Source organism: Flavobacterium sp., assembly GCF_044371705.1.
Classification (GTDB): Bacteria; Bacteroidota; Bacteroidia; order Flavobacteriales; family Flavobacteriaceae; genus Flavobacterium.
Genome location: NZ_JBILTE010000024.1, coordinates 1 through 20793 on the forward strand (window position 1 = coordinate 1; position 20793 = coordinate 20793).

The 20793-nt window shown below is 36.9% G+C and carries 18 protein-coding genes, 1 tRNA gene and 1 pseudogene; 7 read left to right on the forward strand and 13 right to left on the reverse strand.

Annotation, left to right across the window (positions count from 1 at the left end; all coding sequences use genetic code 11):
• The coding region (locus ACIQ2S_RS03050) for an Ig-like domain-containing protein (RefSeq protein ID WP_396172629.1) at positions 1–1296 on the forward strand (1296 nt) is incomplete at its 5' end.
• A 77-nt stretch (positions 1297–1373) separates the two neighbouring features.
• Here ACIQ2S_RS03050 and accC read toward each other — a convergent pair.
• The 6 genes from accC to pdxA form a co-directional block, all read right to left on the reverse strand.
• The gene (gene accC, locus ACIQ2S_RS03055) at positions 1374–2720 is read right to left on the reverse strand and encodes an acetyl-CoA carboxylase biotin carboxylase subunit (protein ID WP_396172630.1); all 1347 of its coding nucleotides are present in this window, start codon (positions 2718–2720) and stop codon (positions 1374–1376) included.
• 89 nt (positions 2721–2809) lie between these two features.
• Positions 2810–3301 carry an acetyl-CoA carboxylase biotin carboxyl carrier protein gene (gene accB / locus ACIQ2S_RS03060; RefSeq protein ID WP_396172631.1) on the reverse strand — a complete coding sequence of 164 codons (492 nt, stop codon included), beginning with the start codon at positions 3299–3301 and terminating at the stop codon, positions 2810–2812.
• Positions 3302–3325: 24 nt separating this feature from the next.
• Positions 3326–4324, reverse strand: coding sequence for a beta-ketoacyl-ACP synthase III (locus ACIQ2S_RS03065; RefSeq protein WP_396172632.1), 999 nt, complete (start codon positions 4322–4324; stop codon positions 3326–3328).
• A 166-nt stretch (positions 4325–4490) separates the two neighbouring features.
• Entirely contained in the window at positions 4491–4685 is a 195-nt protein-coding gene (gene rpmF / locus ACIQ2S_RS03070; RefSeq protein ID WP_290857986.1) for a 50S ribosomal protein L32, read from the reverse strand.
• Between the two features lie 9 nt (positions 4686–4694).
• Positions 4695–5234: a YceD family protein gene (locus ACIQ2S_RS03075; RefSeq protein WP_396172633.1), complete on the reverse strand. Its 540-nt coding sequence runs from the start codon at positions 5232–5234 to the stop codon at positions 4695–4697.
• A gap of 84 nt (positions 5235–5318) precedes the next feature.
• Positions 5319–6368, reverse strand: a complete 1050-nt coding sequence (gene pdxA / locus ACIQ2S_RS03080) for a 4-hydroxythreonine-4-phosphate dehydrogenase PdxA (RefSeq protein ID WP_396172634.1) — start codon at positions 6366–6368, stop codon at positions 5319–5321.
• A gap of 57 nt (positions 6369–6425) precedes the next feature.
• Between pdxA and ACIQ2S_RS03085 the strand changes: the two genes are divergently transcribed.
• On the forward strand, positions 6426–7016 hold the full coding sequence (locus ACIQ2S_RS03085) for a riboflavin synthase (RefSeq protein WP_396172635.1): 591 nt from the start codon (positions 6426–6428) through the stop codon (positions 7014–7016).
• Between the two features lie 495 nt (positions 7017–7511).
• On the opposite strand, the gene ACIQ2S_RS03090 is transcribed toward ACIQ2S_RS03085, so the two are convergent.
• Positions 7512–7585, reverse strand: a tRNA-Ile gene (locus tag ACIQ2S_RS03090).
• Between the two features lie 211 nt (positions 7586–7796).
• Between ACIQ2S_RS03090 and rbfA the strand changes: the two genes are divergently transcribed.
• Both rbfA and ACIQ2S_RS03100 read left to right on the forward strand, forming a co-directional pair.
• Positions 7797–8189 carry a 30S ribosome-binding factor RbfA gene (gene rbfA, locus ACIQ2S_RS03095; RefSeq protein WP_396172636.1) on the forward strand — a complete coding sequence of 131 codons (393 nt, stop codon included), beginning with the start codon at positions 7797–7799 and terminating at the stop codon, positions 8187–8189.
• A 1-nt stretch (position 8190) separates the two neighbouring features.
• Entirely contained in the window at positions 8191–9393 is a 1203-nt protein-coding gene (locus ACIQ2S_RS03100) for an ABC transporter permease (protein ID WP_396172637.1), read from the forward strand.
• Here the strand turns inward: ACIQ2S_RS03100 and dusB are convergent.
• The 3 genes from dusB to ACIQ2S_RS03115 all read right to left on the reverse strand — a co-directional run bounded on the left by dusB (position 9390) and on the right by ACIQ2S_RS03115 (position 11023).
• A complete protein-coding gene (gene dusB / locus ACIQ2S_RS03105) occupies positions 9390–10382 on the reverse strand; it encodes a tRNA dihydrouridine synthase DusB (protein WP_396172638.1) in 993 nt (330 codons plus the stop codon). The genes ACIQ2S_RS03100 and dusB overlap by 4 nt on opposite strands.
• 137 nt (positions 10383–10519) lie before the next feature.
• Entirely contained in the window at positions 10520–10795 is a 276-nt protein-coding gene (locus ACIQ2S_RS03110) for a DUF5615 family PIN-like protein (RefSeq protein WP_396172639.1), read from the reverse strand.
• Complete coding sequence (locus ACIQ2S_RS03115; protein WP_396172640.1) at positions 10796–11023, reverse strand: DUF433 domain-containing protein; 228 nt, start codon at positions 11021–11023, stop codon at positions 10796–10798. It lies immediately after the preceding gene.
• Positions 11024–11249: 226 nt separating this feature from the next.
• Here ACIQ2S_RS03115 and lepA point away from each other — a divergent pair, with 226 nt between their 5' ends.
• The 3 genes from lepA (at position 11250) to thiL (ending at position 18474) form a co-directional block, all read left to right on the forward strand.
• Positions 11250–13046 carry a translation elongation factor 4 gene (gene lepA, locus ACIQ2S_RS03120; protein ID WP_396172641.1) on the forward strand — a complete coding sequence of 599 codons (1797 nt, stop codon included), beginning with the start codon at positions 11250–11252 and terminating at the stop codon, positions 13044–13046.
• Positions 13047–13320: 274 nt separating this feature from the next.
• Entirely contained in the window at positions 13321–17385 is a 4065-nt protein-coding gene (locus ACIQ2S_RS03125; RefSeq protein WP_396172642.1) for a choice-of-anchor L domain-containing protein, read from the forward strand.
• A gap of 42 nt (positions 17386–17427) precedes the next feature.
• A complete protein-coding gene (gene thiL / locus ACIQ2S_RS03130; protein WP_396172643.1) occupies positions 17428–18474 on the forward strand; it encodes a thiamine-phosphate kinase in 1047 nt (348 codons plus the stop codon).
• Positions 18475–18980: 506 nt separating this feature from the next.
• Here the strand turns inward: thiL and ACIQ2S_RS03135 are convergent.
• From ACIQ2S_RS03135 to ACIQ2S_RS03145, 3 genes and pseudogenes are all read right to left on the reverse strand, one after another.
• Entirely contained in the window at positions 18981–19649 is a 669-nt protein-coding gene (locus tag ACIQ2S_RS03135) for a response regulator (RefSeq protein WP_396172644.1), read from the reverse strand.
• Positions 19650–19771: 122 nt separating this feature from the next.
• Complete coding sequence (locus ACIQ2S_RS03140) at positions 19772–20305, reverse strand: hypothetical protein (protein ID WP_396172645.1); 534 nt, start codon at positions 20303–20305, stop codon at positions 19772–19774.
• 70 nt (positions 20306–20375) lie between these two features.
• A pseudogene (locus ACIQ2S_RS03145) lies at positions 20376–20793 on the reverse strand (hypothetical protein); the annotation flags it as partial.

Consider the following 20793-nt stretch of genomic DNA (forward strand, 5'->3'; position numbering starts at 1 on the left):
GAAGACGAAGAAGGAAATCCCTACACCGGTTCCGTTCAAGTTTCTTTATTTCATTTAACGCCAAGCGATGAAAACATTAGCGAGCTTATGCCTGGAATGCTTTATGCTCAAAGCGAAACTAACCAAGAGGTGCTTTTAGAAACGTACGGAATGATAAATGTTGAACTTCGCGGAAATTCCGGCCAAAAAATAAATATTAAAGAGGGTCATACAGCCGAAATTGCACTACCAATTGATGCAAGTCAGATGGCTACAGCTCCAAATGTTATTCCGTTATGGCATTTTGATGAAGAAAAAGGATATTGGAAACAAGACGGTATCGCAACAAAAGTAGGGAATAAGTATGTAGGGGAGGTGTCTCATTTTTCATGGTGGAATTGTGACGCCCCTTTTCCGTTGGTTAATCTAACAGTAACAGTTGTAGATGGAAACGGAAATCCAATTTCAAATACCGGTGTTGGTTTAATTGCTAATGGAAATACGTATCCTGTCATGGGTTATACAAATACTGACGGACAAGTTTCCGGGTTAATTCCAGCAAATGTACCCATGGTATTAAATGTTTATGGCTCCTACTATTCTTGTTCGGAAAATACTATTTATTACACATCTTCTATAGGCCCTTTTTCAACTAATACTACACTTCCTCCTATTGTTATTAATAACTCAGCAAACGTTTTAAGTTCAAACGTTGTAGGTACTTTACTAAAATGTAACAATACAAATGTTACGAATGGTTATGTTGCTTTAAAACGCAGTGGTTCTTATTCCATAGCCCCAGTAACTAATGGTACTTTTAGCTTTAATGAGCTGTATTGCCCGAGCAATGCCTCATTTACTTTAAAAGGTTTTGATGTTGAAAATTTACAACAAACCGATTCAATCAATTATAATTTTGTAGCTCCAGTCACAACAATTGGAAATCTTCAAGCATGTAACTCAATTGATGAGTTTATTTCTTATCAAATTGACAATCAAACCACTGTGTTTATATTAGAAAATTTATACGGAAGTTCCTCGCAAGGGCAAGGAATGTCTGTTGGGGGTTCTGGTGCCAATTCTGGAGCATATATTTGGGGCTCTACAAGTTTGCCCGGAACTTATACAACTAGTCAATTTCAAATGGAAGGTTCGTTCGGATTTATTGGATCAACTACAACAAACACCTTACAATTCAATTTAAATCAATTTGGAGCCATCGGTGAATATATTGACATGACTTTTAGTGGAACTTATCAGGACAACACAGGAAATCATACGATAACTGGCGTAGTTCATGTAATAAGAGATAATTAAAGAACACTCAATCATTAAAAAATGCCCCAAATAGTGTCTAACTTTTTGGGGCATGTTCATTCTTGGGATTTTTTAATTTATTCCGGATCGTTCATTTTAAAACTTTCCATAAATTTTGTGGTATAGTTTCCGGCTACGTAATCCGGTTCTTCCATTAACTGTCGGTGAAACGGAATCGTTGTTTTAATTCCTTCAATATAAAACTCATCTAACGCACGTTTCATTTTGTTGATGGCTTCTTCTCTGGTTTGAGCGGTTGTAATCAACTTCGCAATCATGGAGTCGTAATTTGGTGGAATCGTATAACCTGCGTACACATGCGTATCTAAACGAACGCCATGACCTCCCGGAGCATGAAGCACCGTGATTTTACCCGGCGACGGACGGAAATCATTATAAGGATCTTCTGCATTGATACGACATTCAATGGCATGCAAATTAGGGTAATAATTTTTTCCGGAAATAGGCACACCTGCCGCTACTAATATTTGTTCACGAATCAAATCATAATCAACTACTTGTTCCGTAATTGGATGTTCTACTTGAATACGTGTATTCATTTCCATGAAATAGAAATTGCGGTGTTTGTCCACCAAAAATTCTACTGTACCGGCACCTTCATATTTAATAAATTCGGCAGCTCTAACGGCAGCTTCACCCATTTTATCTCGTAACTCGTCGGTCATAAAAGGCGAAGGCGTTTCTTCGGTTAATTTTTGGTGGCGACGTTGTACGGAACAGTCTCTTTCAGAAAGGTGACAGGCTTTTCCATAAGCATCTCCCACTACTTGAATTTCGATGTGACGCGGTTCTTCAATCAGTTTCTCCATATACATACCATCGTTTCCGAAGGCTGCAGCAGATTCTTGACGAGCACTTTCCCAAGCTTTCAGTAGTTCCTCTTTTTTCCAAACGGCACGCATTCCTTTTCCACCACCACCTGCAGTTGCTTTTAGCATCACGGGATAACCCATTTCTTTGGCGATTTTTTCGGCTTGTTCATAGGATTCTAACAATCCATCCGAACCGGGAACACAAGGAACACCTGCTTCTTTCATGGTAGCTTTTGCCGAAGCTTTGTCACCCATTCGATCAATCATCTCTGGAGAAGCTCCAATAAATTTTATTCCGTGTTCTTGACAAATCTTCGAAAACTTAGCATTTTCTGATAAGAATCCGTAACCCGGATGAATAGCGTCAGCGTTGGTAATCTCTGCCGCTGCAATAATATTAGACATTTTAAGATAGGACAAATTGCTTGGAGGTGGTCCAATACAAACCGCTTCGTCTGCAAACTTTACGTGCAAACTTTCAGCGTCGGCAGTTGAATAAACAGCTACCGTTTTGATGCCCATTTCTTTACAGGTTCTAATCACACGAAGTGCAATTTCTCCTCTATTGGCAATTAATATTTTTTTAAACATAATTTTTAATTAGATAATTAGACAATGTGTCAATTAGACAATTATGAAGATAGAACGCTTCTAACTTCCAATTTCTAACTTCTAACTTACTAGGACGGATCTACCAAAAATAACGGTTGATCAAATTCAACAGGCGACATATCGTCTACTAGAATTTTAACAATTTTACCTGATACTTCCGATTCAATTTCGTTGAATAACTTCATTGCTTCGATGACACAAACGGTATCACCTTTTGAAATAGTTGCACCAACTTCTACGAAAGGAGCTTTGTCCGGCGAAGGTTTTCTGTATAAAGTACCAATCATTGGCGACTTGATGGTTATGTACTTTGAATTGTCATCTGCTGCAATGGTTGCAGGAACATGCGGAGATGCGGCTACCGGAGCTTGTTGCTGTTGTTGCGGCATCATTTGTTGCATTGGTTGAGCGTTCGGATAATGCTGAAAATAAGAGGCTTCTGCCGCACCAGCTTCAGTAGTTTTGATGGTGATTTTGAAATCATCCATTTCCAATTTCACTTCGGTAGCTCCTGATTTTGCTACAAATTTGATTAGGTTTTGAATTTCTTTGATATCCATTTTGTTTTAGTTTAGTTTAGTTTTTTATTCTTTATCGTACGCCCATTTAAGGTAGATAGATCCCCAAGTGAATCCACCCCCAAATGCGGCGAATATTAAGTTATCTCCTTTTTTTATTTGATGTTCAAAATCACTTAAAAGCAATGGTAAAGTTGCCGAAGTGGTGTTTCCGTAACGTTCAATATTGACCAATACTTTGGCATCATTCAATCCCATCCGGCTGGAAGTTGCATCAATAATTCGTTTGTTTGCTTGATGAGCCACTAACCAATTCACATCGTCATGGGTCAAGTTATTGCGTTGCATGATTTTCTCACTCACATCTGCCATTCCGGAAACAGCGTATTTGAAAACGGTTTTTCCATCTTGAAACACAAAATGTTGTTTGTTTTTTACGGTTTCTTCCGAGGGAGGCAAAATAGAACCTCCGGCTTCAATTTTTAAGTATTCGCGACCAATTCCATCGCTTCTTAAGTATTCATCTTGCAACCCTAATCCCTCATGGTTAGGTTCAAAAAGAACAGCACCTGCACCATCTCCAAAGATAATGCAGGTTGCACGGTCGGTATAATCAATAATAGACGACATTTTATCGGCACCAATCAAAAGCACTTTTTTGTAACGCCCTGATTCAATATACGCAGCTGCATTTGACATTCCGTATAAAAAACTGGAACAAGCGGCTTGCAAATCGTAGGCAAAAGCATTGGTAGCTCCAATTTGCGTGGCCACGTAAACTGCGGTTGAAGCTACAGGCATATCGGGTGTAGCAGTTGCTACAATTACTAAATCAATTTCTGCAGGGTTAAGATTTCTCTTTTCAAGTAGGTTTTGTGCCGCTTTTATGGCTAAAAAGGAAGTTCCTTTTCCTTCTTCTTTTAATAATCTTCTTTCTTTAATTCCTGTTCGGGAGGTAATCCATTCATCGTTGGTATCAACCAAAGTTTCCAGTACTTTATTAGATAGTACAAAGTCAGGAACATAAGCACCAACGGCTGTAATGGCGGCTGTAATTTTACTCATAGGGTCTGCTAGTTTTTCTTTTTCCTTTACGGATAAAAAGAGGTGGAAATTACAAAAAAAAATCGAATCTTAATTGTTTTAGAAAAGCTTATTTTCTTTGAAATATAGGTATAACAAAAAAACTCTCACCAAGTGAGAGTTTGTCTTTATACTCTAAAGAAAAGTACTAAGCAACAGCTTCAGTTTTGTCAATAACTACCTGACCTCTGTAATACATTTTCCCTTCATGCCAGTAAGCTCTGTGGTACAAATGTGCTTCACCAGTTATCGGGCAAGTTGCAATTTGAGCAACAGTAGCTTTATAATGAGTTCTTCTTTTGTCTCTTCTAGTTTTCGAGGTTTTTCTCTTTGGATGTGCCATTTTACTATATTATTTATCCGTTAATAGTTTTTTTAATTGATCCCAACGCGGGTCGGTCTCTTCTGTTTTTGTTTCTTTTTTTTCTTCTTTGACTGCCAATTCCTTCAATTTTTCAATTGCTTCCGATTGCAACGATCCGTCTTTTACACCGGGATGTACTCTTTTCAATGGAACAGACAATACAATCATTTCATAAATGTATTGTGAAACGTCTATTTGATGTTCGCCATGCGGCAAAATCAATAACTCTTCATTCTCATTATTAAAAGCATCACCAAACTGAACCACTAAATCAATTTTCCCTTTGATGGGTAAATCAAAATATTCGCCTGTAACATCGCAAGGCACGTGAACAGTTCCTTTGTGCCTGAAATGCAACTCCAACATCGTTGATTTTTTCTCTAAAACAACGGTGGCGTTTACGGTACAAGCTTCAAAATCGTCATACTCAAAGCGATCAAAGAACGTTTTATCTATTTGATAGTCAAATTGATGTTTTCCCAGCTTTAATCCGATAAACGGAATTAAATATTCATTAGATACTTTCATCTCAACAGCAATTTGTCCCAAAAATTGGGTTTGCAAAGATATAAAATTATTATAATTCCAATACAGTAATAAACATTTTTTTGTTTAGTTCTGTTTTTCTTTTGTTTTCAATGGTTTTTCAATCATTTCGGCATAGTTTATTCGGGAATTATAAATGTCTATTGCCAAATAAACAGCCTCTTTGAATGAATTGTGGTCCGCTTGATTTTTTCCCGCTATTTCATAGGCCGTTCCATGGTCGGGCGAAGTTCTTATTTTATTTAATCCCGCCGTATAATTCACCCCATTTCCAAACGATAAGGTTTTAAACGGAATGAGTCCTTGGTCGTGGTAACAAGCCAAAACCGCATCGTATTTTTCATGCTGGTGACTGCCAAAAAAGCTATCGGCTGCAAATGGTCCGAATACCAAGGTTCCCTTTTCGAATAATTTTTTTAAAGTTGGACGAATGATTTCGTCTTCTTCTTTCCCAATTACGCCATTATCTCCCGAATGCGGATTCAATCCCAACAAAGCAATTTTGGGTTTTCTGATGCCAAAATCTTGGGTTAGAGACAATGCCAACGATTTTACCTTTTCTGAAATAAGTTTTTCATTCAAATGTTTGGAAACTTCATTCACAGGTACATGGTCGGTAAGCAAACCTACTTTTAAAGCATCGCTTACCATTAACATCACTGCATCGCCTTCTAATTCTTGATTCAGATAATCGGTATGACCCGGAAACTTGAATTCGTCCGATTGAATGTTGTATTTGTTAATTGGAGCGGTTACAAGCACGTCAATTTCGTTATCTTTCAATGCTTTGGTTGCTGCTACAAATGATTTTATGGCATAGGAACCTACAATGGGATCGTTTACGCCGTATTCTAGTTGAAAACTATCTTTCCAAACATTCAATACATTGATTTTGCCAATCACTACTTGGTCTAAGCGATCAATTCCATGCAATACAATACTGGATTCGACATTTTTTCTTAAAAACGAAAGCATTTTTACATTGGCAAAAATGACAGGTGTACAAAACTCGAGCATTCTGTTGTCTTCAAAAGTTTTAAACACCACTTCGGAGCCGATTCCGTTTAAATCGCCTATTGAAATGCCTACCAGAATATTTTCTGTTTTTTTCACCATGACCTCACGTTATTTATTCCTATTTTTGAAGTGCAAATTTAAGAAAATAAAACCACAATGTTTACAGGAATCATTGAAACTCTCGGTTACATCAAATGCATTGAAAAAGAACAAGATAATGTACACTTTACCATTGATGCAAGTATCACTCATGAACTAAAAGTCGACCAAAGTGTGGCTCATAATGGGGTGTGTCTGACTGTTGTTTCGACAAATGATAAAAATTACACTGTAACCGCAATTAAAGAAACCCTTGAAAAAACGAACCTATCCGATTGGAAAGAAGGTGATTTTGTCAATTTGGAGCGTGCCATGAAATTGGGCGATCGTTTAGATGGTCATATTGTTCAAGGCCATGTGGACCAAATTGGCACCTGTATTACTGTTCAAGAAGCCAATGGGAGTTGGTACTATACTTTTGAATACGATGCGACACTGAATAATTTGACCATTGAAAAAGGGTCGATTACCGTTAACGGTGTCAGTTTGACTGTGGTAAATTCTAAAAAGGCGGAGTTTAGCGTGGCAATTATTCCGTATACTTATGAACATACAAACTTCCACAATTTTCAAGTGGGCACAAAAGTAAATTTAGAGTTTGATGTGATTGGAAAATATGTAGCCAAACTACACAGCCAAAAGGAATAAAATCGATTAAACCGACTTTTTAAGCTGCATTTTTCTGAAAGTAAAGAAGGCAAAACCTATTCCTAACACTAGCAATAACCATAAATAACCATCAACCGGGGTTCCTGGCGGTGGTGGCCCTGGTGGCGGTGGTGGGGTTTCCTGGGCGTAAGTGCCTGCTATTGAAAACACCGTTAGTAGTAATAGTATTCTAGTTGGGACAAACTTCATAGGGTACAAAACTAAACAATTTATCTGCCTGACAAAATATTTTTGTAAAAATAAACACCCAAATATGCGGATCATCATTATAGAATGCAAAATAACAAGGGCAAAAATAGCTTAAAATCTAGTTCAAGTGAGGTTTTTGTTATTAAGAATGTGTGAAGTTTTGAAGGGAGGTGTAAGATTCTCCATAACTCTCTACCGCAAATTTAAAAGGACAATTATTTGACCTATGTTTGACCAGTAAAAACAAAAAAGCCTCACATTTCTGTGAAGCTTTGTCTTTGTTAGTGGTCCCACTTGGGCTCGAACCAAGGACCACCTGATTATGAGTCAGGTGCTCTAACCAACTGAGCTATAGGACCGGTTAAGAGGATGCAATATTACTACTAATTTTGGTTTACTCCAAAAATAATCGCGTTTTTATTGCCTTTACACACTTGTCATCGTTAGGTTTGACTGATGGTTTGGCTTTCTTTCTGAAAAAAGGTGCTTTCTTTCCTAATTATCAATAAAATATGATTGTTTGAAAAAGTATCCTGCGGATTTGAAAAGTAAAAATTGTATTTTTGCAGCATGGAAACGAACAGACAGAAGAAAATAGGCAGTGTATTGCAAAAAGATTTGGTGGATATCCTGCAGGGAGAAATTCGGAAAAACGGTATTTCCAATTTAGTAATATCCGTTTCAAAAGTAGCCGTTACCTCCGATTTATCGATAGCCAAAGTATATCTTAGTGTTTTCCCTTCTGATAGAGGAAACGAAATTTTGGCGGCCATCAAAACAAACACCCCATTAATCAAGCATGATTTGTCGCAACGGGTGAAACAGCAGCTGCGAAAAGTCCCCAATCTTGTGTTTTTTATTGACGACTCGTTAGAGTACATCGACCAGATTGAAAAAGCGATGAGTTTAAAAGAAAATCCGGTGGAAAACCGTGAACTTTTGGAGAAAAGAAAAAAATCATAAGTTGAAATTTCCGCTTTACATAGCCAAACGTTATTTGTTTAGTGGAAGTTCTAATAACGCCATAAACATTATTACCGGAATCTCTTCTTTGGGAATTATTGCCGGAACTACCGCCATGTTTGTGGTGCTTTCTGTTTTTAGTGGTTTAAAAGAATTCAGTTTGTCTTTTACAAATGATTTTGACCCGCAATTGAAAGCTTTTAGCACCAAAGGAAAAACTTTTACCGTTTCTCCTTCTCAAGAAAAACAGATGAAAGCCATTAAAGACATTGTTTCTTATACCAAAGTCATTGAGGAACGAGCCTTGTTTTCGTTTAACAGCAAAGACCATTTGGCATATATCAAAGGTGTGGATTCTAATTTTATATCAGTCAACGCTGTTGAAAAATCGATTTATCAAGGTCAGTGGTTGGAACCGCAAACCAATCAGGTAGTGGTTGGAGCGGGAATTGCACAAAAATTATCGGTGGGATTGTTTGATTTAGTCAATCCCTTTGAAGCTTTTGTGGCCAAACCCGGCAAAGGCACGATTGACAACCCCAATGAAGCGTTCAACAAAATGCAACTGGTGCCTGTTGGGTTCTATTTTTTGAACGAAGAAATCAGTCAGAAGTTTGTTTTCTGTGATTTAGAAGTCGCCCAAGAACTATTAGAATTTAAAACCAATCAAGTATCGGGAATTGAGTTCAAACTTGCCGCCAACGCCAGTGAATCAGCAACTATTGAAGTTTTAGAAAAAATATTTAAGGGTCAGATTACTTTAAAAAACCGCACGCAACTCAATGCCTCCTTGTACCGGATGCTGAATACTGAAAATTTGATTTTGTATTTGATATTAACATTGGTGTTGATTGTGACATTGTTCACCTTAATCGGAGCCATTATTATGACGATTATTGATAAAAAAAATCATCTGAAAACGCTTTACAGCTTGGGAGCTGAAATCAAAGAAATCCGACGGGTATTTTTACTTCAAGGCTTTTTAATTTGCCTCATTGGAGGTATCATCGGACTAGTTTTAGGAATTGTGATTGTTCTTCTGCAAAAAGAATATGAACTAGTGATGATCACCCAAAAACTGGCCTATCCTATCTTGTTTACTTTTAAGAACATCATTATTGTTCTTTTAACTATTGGAATATTAGGATTTTTAGCTTCGTGGATTGCCAGTAGTCGCGTCAATCGAAATTTGATGGATAATTAAACCGTCTGATAATTAGCATACACCTGAGCAATTTCTTCAAAAACATCCATCAATGCCATGGCACCATCAGTGGTGACTAATTTTTGTTTGTAATCTTTGAAACCGTGAATGCCTTTGAAATAATTGGTGTAATGGCGACGCATTTCAAAAATTCCCACGCGTTCACCTTTCCATTCCATTGACCAGATTAGGTGGTTTCGAGCTGCTTCGATGCGGTCTTTCATCGTGGGCTCAGGCAAATGTTCGCCGGTTTTGAAATAATGTTTGATTTCGTTAAAAATCCATGGATAACCAATGGCGGCACGTCCAATCATCATACCATCTAGACCGTATTTGTTTTTATATTCCAATGCTTTTTCAGGCGAATCGATATCGCCATTACCAAAAATAGGCATCGTAATTCTCGGATTGTTCTTGACACGAGCAATATGCGACCAATCGGAATGGCCTTTATACATCTGTGCACGTGTTCGGGCATGAACCGTTAAGGCTTGCACGCCAATATCTTGTAAACGTTCTGCGACTTCATCAATGTTGATGGAATTTTCATCCCAACCCAAACGTGTTTTTACGGTTACGGGAAGATTTGTTCCTTTAATGACTGCCTTTGTTAATCGAATCATCAAATCGACATCTTTTAAAACACCTGCACCTGCTCCTTTGCAAACCACTTTTTTAACAGGGCAACCAAAATTAATATCCACTAAATCGGGTTGAACAGCATCTACAATTCGGGATGATAGTTCCATCGCTTCTTCATCGCCACCAAAAATCTGAATACCCACCGGACGTTCATAGTCAAAAATGTCGAGTTTCATTTTGCTTTTCATCGCATCACGAATCAAGCCTTCGGACGAAATAAATTCCGAATACATCAAATCGGCACCGTGCAATTTACACAAGCGACGAAACGGCGGATCACTTACATCTTCCATTGGGGCAAGAAGCAAGGGAAAGTCGGGTAAGATGATGTTTCCGATTTTTGGCATTTGGGATTTTTTTGCAAAGATAGGGAAACGGGTGGGGTTTGCAAAATGGGCTATTTAAACCTGACTAGTTTATATTTTTCTAATACGGATGCTCTTTGCAGTAATAACAACAAATGAATAATTTTTTATCGTGTGATTCAATAGAATTTCAATAAAATAGAGGATATTTTTTCCAATTCAGAATAATGATAACGCAATAAGATAACGCTTACTTGATTTTGATTGTATGCAAATACTAAATCTCCAAAATCTTTGTCCTCGGTTAGAATAATTTTTGGAGGATTTTGAGCTAATTTAATTATTTCTAAATCTGATATACCTCTGTAATTATCAAAAATTGAAATCATTGCAATTTTATTTTTAACCAACGTTTCAATTATTGGTAAAGGAATATTTTCGTCTGCAATAATCATCTAAACATCTAATAATTCTTCGTTGCTGATAACATTTGCAGCATAATCCAACGCCGCCATTATTTGTTTGTATGTAATTTGAGGATACATTTTAAGTAAATCTTCTACGATTGCTCCTTCTGATAATTTTTTTAAAATTAGTTCAACCGTAATTCGTGTTCCTTTAATTAGCGGCTTTCCGTTCATTATTGCTAGGTCCCTAACAATTATTTCCTTTGTTTCATTCATAACTAAGTAGTTGAGTAAACAAATATACTAATTTTTATTGGTTTATCTCAACCTGACAGGTTTTCAAAACCTGTCAGGTTTAACCTCTTTAAAATCCAAAACTTTGCTTTATATTTGCACACAATACGCTAAGGAGCAGTCCCGATAGTTATGGGGAGTACAAAAGACACAGCGAACAGCCCGTTCGCCGAGGCGAAAACGCCCAATAAAATTGAATTAAACGAAGATGAAGAACATACGAAATTTTTGCATTATTGCTCACATTGACCACGGTAAAAGTACGTTGGCCGACCGATTATTGGGGGCTACGCAAACGGTGACGGCTCGTGAGGAAAAGGCTCAATTGCTGGATAATATGGATTTGGAGCGAGAACGTGGGATTACGATTAAGAGTCACGCGATTCAAATGGAATATACGTACAAAGGCGAAAAATATATTTTGAATTTGATTGATACGCCCGGACACGTGGATTTCTCCTATGAAGTTTCGCGATCCATTGCCGCTTGTGAAGGAGCATTATTGATTGTGGACGCCGCTCAAAGCATTCAGGCTCAAACGATTTCCAATTTATATTTGGCTTTAGAAAACGACTTGGAAATTATTCCGGTGTTGAATAAAGTGGATTTACCAAGTGCCAATCCGGAGGAAGTGAGCGACGATATCATTGATTTACTGGGTTGTAAATTAGAAGATATTATTCATGCGTCTGGTAAAACCGGTTTTGGTGTAGAAAATATTTTGGCAGCGATAATAGAAAAAATTCCCGCACCAAAAGGGAATGTTGACGAACCTTTACAGGCGTTGATTTTTGACTCACATTACAATCCGTTTCGTGGTATTGAGGTGATTTTCCGAGTGAAAAATGGTGAAATCAGAAAAGGTCAGAAGATTAAATTCATGGCCACTGGGAATGAATATTTTGCGGATGAAGTGGGGACTTTGAAATTAAATCAAGTTCCGAAAAACGTAATTTCAACTGGCGATGTAGGTTATTTGATTTCGGGTATTAAAGAAGCAAAAGAAGTTAAAGTAGGAGATACATTGACCGATGCTAAAAATCCTACCACCAATATGATTACAGGATTTGAGGATGTAAAGCCAATGGTTTTTGCCGGTATTTATCCGGTTGACACCGAAGATTATGAAGATTTGAGAGCTTCGATGGAAAAATTACAGCTAAATGATGCATCGTTGGTTTTTGTTCCTGAAAGTTCTGCTGCTTTAGGTTTTGGTTTCCGTTGTGGGTTTTTAGGAATGTTGCATTTAGAAATCATTCAAGAACGCTTGGAGCGTGAGTATGATATGACTGTGATTACAACAGTTCCCAACGTTTCCTATCATGCCTTTACCAAAAAAGAACCGGAAACGATCTTGATTGTAAATAATCCATCTGATTTGCCCGAACCATCAAAATTAGATCGAGTAGAAGAACCATATATTAAAGCTACCATCATTACCAAAGCAGAATTTGTGGGTAATGTAATGAGTTTGTGTATTGAAAAACGCGGTGTGATTACCAATCAAACCTATTTAACCACCGAACGTGTTGAATTAAATTTTGATATGCCGTTGGCTGAAATTGTATTCGATTTTTATGACCGATTGAAAACGGTTTCCAAAGGATATGCTTCGTTTGATTATTCACCTATTGGGATGCGTACCTCAAAATTAGTAAAATTAGATGTGTTGTTAAACGCTCAATCAGTGGATGCTTTGTCGGCTTTGATTCATGAAGACAATGCCTATAATATTGGTAAGAAAATGTGTGAAAAACTGCGTGAATTGATTCCGAGACAACAGTTTGACATTCCGATTCAAGCCGCAATTGGTGCAAAAATCATCGCTCGTGAAACGATAAAAGCGTTGCGAAAGGACGTGACTGCCAAATGTTACGGTGGAGATATTTCCCGTAAACGAAAACTGTTGGAAAAACAGAAAAAAGGTAAAAAGAGAATGCGTCAGGTGGGGAATGTAGAGATTCCACAGGAGGCGTTTATGGCGGTTTTGAAGTTGAATGATTAGAGACGTTGCAGTGCAACGTCTATACGATACAAACCCAATGACGAGAGTTGTTGGGTTTTTACATTTAAAAAAGTGTGGCCATATTTTTTTTCTATTAGATATTACTGTACATTACTATTAAATTAGAAGTATAAAAGCAGCTGCATTACAAATATATTAATTTAAAGAAAATACTTATATAATTCCTGTTTAGATGTATTATATCGATTGAATCAATTACTTTATCAATTTTTTTTTTTATTTTCGCTCTAAAGAACTAATTACAAAACAGTTTATGCGTCTAACTTATGCAGTATTGTTGCTATTAATTGCTCGGCCAATTTTTGGGCAAGGAATTGTGATAGATACCACAACTTACAGTATTCCGGACTTGGTTAAGTTAGAATTGACTCCAAATTCCTGCACGAACGAAACTAATTTTCAATTTTCATCCAAACAAAGTATTGGCATGTTTACCAATACCAATCCAAATTTTCCAATTCAAAAGGGAGTTATTATTCGGAATGGATTAGCAAAATATTCGGAAGGTACTTATTCCGGTCAAAATTTAAACAGTCAAATCAATTCAAACGGCGATGCTTATTTACAAAATTTAAGCAATTCATCCGGTCAAAATACTGCTATAACAGATGTGGCATTTTTACAATACGACTTTGTGCCCATTTCAAACACATTTAGTTTTGATTTTTTGTTTGCATCCAATGAATATGGCGAGTATCAATGTGGGTTTAGCGATGTTTTTGCTTTTGTTCTAACAAATCTGACCACTGGGGTTACCACCAATCTGGCTGTAATTCCTAACACTTCTACACCGGTTTCTGTTAAAAACATACGAGACTCAGCATACAATACTTCTTGTGTTTCCCAAAACCCGTCCTTTTTTGACACTTATAATTTTAATAGTCCAGCAACTTCTGCAACAAATATGCGAGGGCAAACAGTTTTAATGACTGCTTTTTCAAGTGTTACACCTAATCAAAATTACCGAATAAGAATGTCAATCGGCGATTATAATGACAGCAATTTTGATTCAGCTGTATTTCTTGCCAGTGGAAATTTTAGTGTGGGTTCTTCATTAGGTGTTAATCGAGTCATTTGTGAGGGTCAAACAATTCTTTTAAACAGTAACTTATCAAGTAATTTTCAAATTGAATGGAGTAAAGATGGAACTCCCATTGCAGGTCAAACCGGTTCAACTTTAACAGTTAGTGAACCCGGAACGTATTCATTCACAGCGGGCTTAAGCAATACCAATTGTGTAATTTCCGATGAAGTGGTATTGAGTACTTTACAAATAACTCCACCCCCTAACATTTCTACATGTGATACAGGGGCATCCTCTTACACTTTCAACTTGACAGAAAATGACGCGGAAAGTTTAGATCTTGATGCTTCGGCGTATTCCCTTCTTTATTTTGCGTCATTGCAAGATGCTATTGCTAACAGTCCAAGTATCCCCAGTTCGCAATTAAATGCTTATCAAAGCTCCGGAAATCAGACGATATATATTAAGGTTGTTCAAAATTCAGGAGGAGTTATTTGTGATGATTTAATTTCATTTAATTTAGAAGTCACCACAGGACTTACTGCTGGCGTGCCTCAAGATTTATTGCTTTGTACGGGCACCTCGGGAACTATAGTACGGAATTTAAATGATTTTTCACCGATTGTTCTCAACGGTTTGGATCCAAATGATTATACAGTCACCTACCATTCAACAGAAAATGGGGCTTTAACAAGTACTGATCTTATACAAAATCCTTCTAATTTTACTTTTTCCGTTGCAAATAACCCCTATATTATTTGGATTCGCTTGGAAAACAATAGTAATTCGTTTTGTTTTGACGTGGTAAGTTTTACAATCGAAGTGTATTTTACGCCCCCTGTTGACACCTTAGGAATGCTCATTGGCTGTAGTAGTGTAGTTCTACCGCCACTAACCAACGGAAATTATTATACGGGACAAAATGGCACAGGCACAATGCTAAACGCCGGCGACGTTATTGTAAATAGTAGTACTATTTACATCTATAATAACCCCCTCACATTCAATGGCTGTGATAATCAAAGTAGTGTCACAATTGTTATCGTTGAAGAGGCTGATATTGATCCGATTGGTTGTGCTGTTTATAATGTTCCTGATTTACCTGCAGGAGAGTTTTATACATTGCCTAACGCTACCGGTACTTTGCTGCCGCCGGGGACTGAACTCACAACCAACCAAACAATATATTATCATGCGATTGTGGAAAATGTTTTTTGCATAGAAATTCCTATAGCTGTTGAAATTTATCCTCTTCCTCCGGTAGATACGATGGCTGATGTAATTACTTGTGACAGTTATGTTTTACCAACCCCTATCAACGGCGAATATTACATTGACAATGAAACAGGAGCTACTTTAACACCGGGTTCTGAAATTTTTGAAAGTACCGATCTTACTTTAATTGCAACTTCTCAATTTTGTACCAATCAATCTGAATTTTCAGTAACCATAATAGATGGTGATTTTTTTGATTTGCCTGTTGTTTCTTGCGGAAGTTACATGCTTCCGGATTTCGGTGTTGGAAACTACTATACGCAACCAGGTGGACAAGGAACTCAAATTACGCCCGGCACTACTATAACTACCTCACGAACCCTATATTTTTATGTGCAGACAACCACGTTTCCAAACTGTACGCAAAATTTTGATTTAGAAATTACAATCAATCCGGTTCCTCCGGTAGACACCCCTTCCTTTGTCTCCTCTTGTGGAAACTATACTTTACCTCCATTAACAAACGGAACATATTATAGTTTATCAAATGGTTTGGGTTCTATCTTATTTCCCGGGGACATAATAACCTCTACAAAAACAATTTATATTTATGCGACAAATAGTACTTGTAGCAATGAACACAGTTTATTGATTCAAGTAAATCCAAAACCTCCTGTGGATAATTTTACCGATGTTTTTGTGTGTGATCCAACTTTTACCTTGCCCGCCTTAACAAACGGACAATATTACACATTAAGCGGTGGACCCGCTGGTGGAGGAGCAATTCTTCAACCTGGCACGGTTTTAAATGCATCACAAACACTTTACATTTATAATCCATCCACGTTAGTGGCTAATTGTTATAATGAAAGTGTCTTTTCTATTTCAATTAATTATATCGACTTAGGTCCAATTGTTCCCGTTTTTGCTTGTGATAATTACACACTTCCCGCTTTAACCATTGGTAATTATTACACAGAACCTCTAGGACAAGGAACGTTAATTCCATTTGGTACTGTTTTAACGACTACTCAAACAATTTATGTGTATGCTCAAATTGGTAATCGGTTAAACTGTAGTGCTGAAGCTTCCTTTTTGGTTACTATTTCAGAAACACCCGTACTTCCTTCTTTTGCAAATGTTAATCGATGTGGCAATTATGTTTTACCTGCTCTGACCGAAGGGAATTACTATACCGGGAGTAATGGAGCTGGGACTCTTTTAACTGCAGGAACAAGTATTATAAGTACTCAAACCGTTTATGTTTTTGCTACTGCTCCTGACAATGTGAATTGCTTTGATGAAAAATCATTTGTAGTTACTATTGTTCCTTTAAATGATTTTCCTTTTGAACCGGGAACCATTTGTGTTGATTTAACCACGGGTGATTTAATCAGTCCACATATTTTTACAACCGGTTTAAACCCTACCGTTTTTACTGTAGAATGGTTTTTAAATGGCACATTAGTGGGCGTTGGCCCTACCTATACAGCCACTCAAGATGGAACGTATACTGTTGAATTTACCAAGAACACACCTAATACTGGCACCAATTGCGGTTACAACACTACCACTGTAATTGTAGAAAAATCGAGTATTGCAGCAGGTTTTTTAACTGTAATTGACGATTTTTATGAGTCAGTAGATATAACTGTTACCATCACCGGCGGTTTTGGTGATTATGTTTTTCAATTGGATGATGGGCCTGTACAAGGCAGTCCGGTGTTTTCAAACGTTGATTCCGGAGATCATATTGTTTCTATCATTGATACCAAAGGTGATTGCGGTATTTTACAATTGAATGCAAACGTTTTAAAATATCCCAAATTTTTTACGCCAAATAACGACAGCTACAACGATACATGGAATATTGTAGATTTAGCAAATCAGCAGGAAGCAGTCATTTTTATTTATGACCGTTACGGTAAATTAATTAAACAAATAAGTCCAAGTGGCTTCGGATGGGACGGCACGTACAATGGTCAACCGCTACCTTCTACAGATTATTGGTTTGAAGTTCGCTATACAAAAGAAGACAAAGCAAATATCTTCAAATCGCATTTTAGCTTAAAAAGATAGTTCCATAGCTTATTTGTATCTTTGTCATCTAATTTTTTATTGATGATTGAAGATAAAACCCCACAGCGTACCAGTATTTCTCAATTGGGAGAATTTGGATTAATTGACCATTTGACTAAACATTTTGATATCAAACAGCCTTCCACGCTCAAAAGTATAGGCGATGATGCTGCCGTTTTGAATTTTGGAGATAAAAGAGTGGTGGTATCTACCGACTTATTAATTGAGGGTGTTCATTTTGATTTGGCCTATATGCCCTTAAAACATTTAGGTTACAAAGCAGTTGTTTCCAATGTTTCCGATATCTGTGCGATGAACGCGAAACCAACCCAAATTACTGTATCAATCGCCGTTTCCAATCGATTTCCACTAGAAGCATTAGAAGAATTATTTGAAGGAATTACCACCGCTTCTAAAGTTTACAATGTAGATGTAATTGGAGGCGATACCACTTCCTCTCAAAAAGGAATGATTATTTCCATTACGGCTATAGGCGAAGCAAGGGAGGAAGATCTCGTTTATAGGAGTGGAGCAAAGGAAAATGATTTGTTAGTTGTTACGGGAGATTTGGGTTCCGCCTATATGGGTTTGCAAGTTTTAGAACGCGAAAAACAAGTGTTTCAGGTAAATCCGAATAATCAACCCGACTTAGACAATTACACCTACTTGATTGAACGGCAATTAAAACCGGAAGCCCGAAAAGACATTCGAGAATTATTGGAGAAATTGGAGGTGAAGCCCACTGCAATGATTGATATCTCCGACGGTCTGTCCTCTGAAATTTTACATTTATGCAAACAATCGAATGTTGGCTGTCATTTGTATGAAGAAAAAATTCCGTTGGACCCACAGTTAATAAATGTTTGTGAGGAATTTGATATAGACAGTACAACCGTTGCTATAAATGGAGGAGAAGACTATGAATTGTTGTTCACCATTGCTTTGGAAGATTTCGATAAAATCAAAGCCAACCCAAATCTAACAGTCATTGGGCACATGTGCAATGCTTCCGAAGGACAAAACTTAATTACAAGAGCCTCTGAGAAAATACCATTGAAAGCCCGTGGTTGGGATGCTTTAACCGAATAAATAACAACAAAAAAAAGCGATACTTTGGGGAAGTATCCCTTTTTCTATTGATAAGCAGCGTTTAGGTTAAGTTTTTTTCTTTTGATTGGGGCAAAAGGGTGAAAAGTCGAAGGTGCTACTTATGTATTTTACTTGATTTTGATGAAGTAAAATTAGACTAAAACGCAGTGGGTTTAAATACGGTTTTCCGTAAAAATGGTTGCGGTTTTCCTCGTATTTTAGTGCGGTTTCCCTTTAGCAAAAAGATAAAATAAAAAAAAGCATTGTTGGTGAGACAATGCCTTTTTAAATCTTTCATCCGATAGTTTAATTATTTATTGTTTTTTATTTGGATCAAAAATTAACAATGAAACATCTATTTATCAAACTACCGCTACTACTAACAATTAACTAACTTCTTTAAAAAATTACAATGTAAAGATAGGTACTATTAAAGAAATATGATTACGGTTTACAGTAAAGTATGTTGCGGGTTTACGCACATTTTACCCATAAAAAAAGGTTGACTAAATCAACCCTTTGTTTTTTGCTTCAGAAATAAGTTCTACATCACTGCCTCCTTTTACACTTAAAATTTCTTTTAGATTCAATTTCCTCTTTTCAATGGCACTGAGTGATAGGGGAACATAATTGGTTAAATCTTTAGTCTTTGTACCTTTTGAAAGATGGTACAATATCTGTTTATCGAATTCATCTACTTGGATATAATCGTATTGCGACTGACTTACGAACTTTACAACCGTTTGGCTATAATAGTTGTCATCATTCAAAATTTTATCAAAAGCGAAGAGTAGTTCATCAAAGGTCAAATCGTTTTTAATGATTAATCCATTTGGATTAATATCCTTAATAATGTTATTGATTTTTATCAATTCCGTATGCATGGTCAACAAGATGATTTTGCATTGAGGCATTTTTTTAGTAAGCATTTTTGCCAAATCCTCTCCCGACATAATATTTTTTTCTTCATAAGAAGGCATACTAATATCTAAAAAGGCAATATCAAAAGGTGTTAAGTCTGATGCTACTATCTCTTCGTAAGCGGATTTACAGTTATTAGCTTGCGTAACATTGTATTCAAAATCCTCACCTTTATAACTTTTTAATGCATTCTTATAAGCTTCAATAATAAACGGGTGATCGTCAACAATTAAAATTCTGTTATTTTTTGACATTTTAAGATTTTGATTTTAAGTTTGAATTACTTCCAAATATAAAAAAGAAATTGCACTTTCATGTAAAAGTGTTGTCAATTTTACCACAACAACATTATTTTTCTTTAAATAACATGCAACTATTATGCATCTGGTAACGGAGCTCCTACAGCGATATCGCAGCGGTGATGGGGTTGCCCATGAGCCGGATTGTTTTTTGGTTTTGGCGTATTTGCAGTCGTAGTTGCTTGTGGTGTTGGTTTGGCTTGAGCACTAGGTGTTATTGTTGTAGTTGCTTGCGGTGTTGCCTGCGGTGTTGGCTGAGCAGGTTGCGTTGCTGTATTTGCAGCACTTTCACTTTGCACCGTTTTGAAAAATGACTTTGGTCCGGCTGATTGTTTTACCGGAGAATCACTTTGTTGTGTTGCAGGTCCGTCTAACGGAGCTCCCACAGCAATATCACATCTGTGAAAAGGTTCACCATGTGCCGGGTTTAAGGCCGGTTTTTCACCTGTTGGCTTTGTTTCAGCAGGTGTTGTAGCAACTTTTGGAGCTACTGTTGTTGATTCTGTTGCATTGGTTTGTGTTTCAGTTGCAGCAGCAGCCTCTTCTTTTTTACAAGAAACGACTAACAACGAAAAACTTGCTAAAGCTAAAAATAAATACTTTGTTGTCATACCATTAAAATTTTAATGATTCAAATATACAATTCTGAATGATATTGCATTCAATTTTAACTTCATAAAATTAAAAATAAGCTCTCAATTGCACGCTTCCCGTGTGAATCACTTGACTACTTTCACTATTTCTCCCCTGATAATTTAGATTTACATCTAGAAATTTCGTTAAGTTTTTTTGAATAAGTAAACGCCAAGTTTGATTTTTACCCGGTTGCAATCCTTCCAACATTTGGAAACCAACGGCAGAAACAGCACTCCCTGTAAAATCGTTGTTAAACAGTGAAAGTTCGCCATTCACTGTAAATTGTTTCTTTCCCACATACGTAAAGGAAGTTCCTAAACGCTGTTGTTTCAGTACTTCAAAAGCAGCTAGGTTATTTTCTTTGCTTTGAAATTCATAAAACACATCTAAACTGGTGTTTTGCGAAAACAAATAAGAAATTTTAGGAGACAAAAGATAACCTTCAACCTCGAAGTTTCTAACC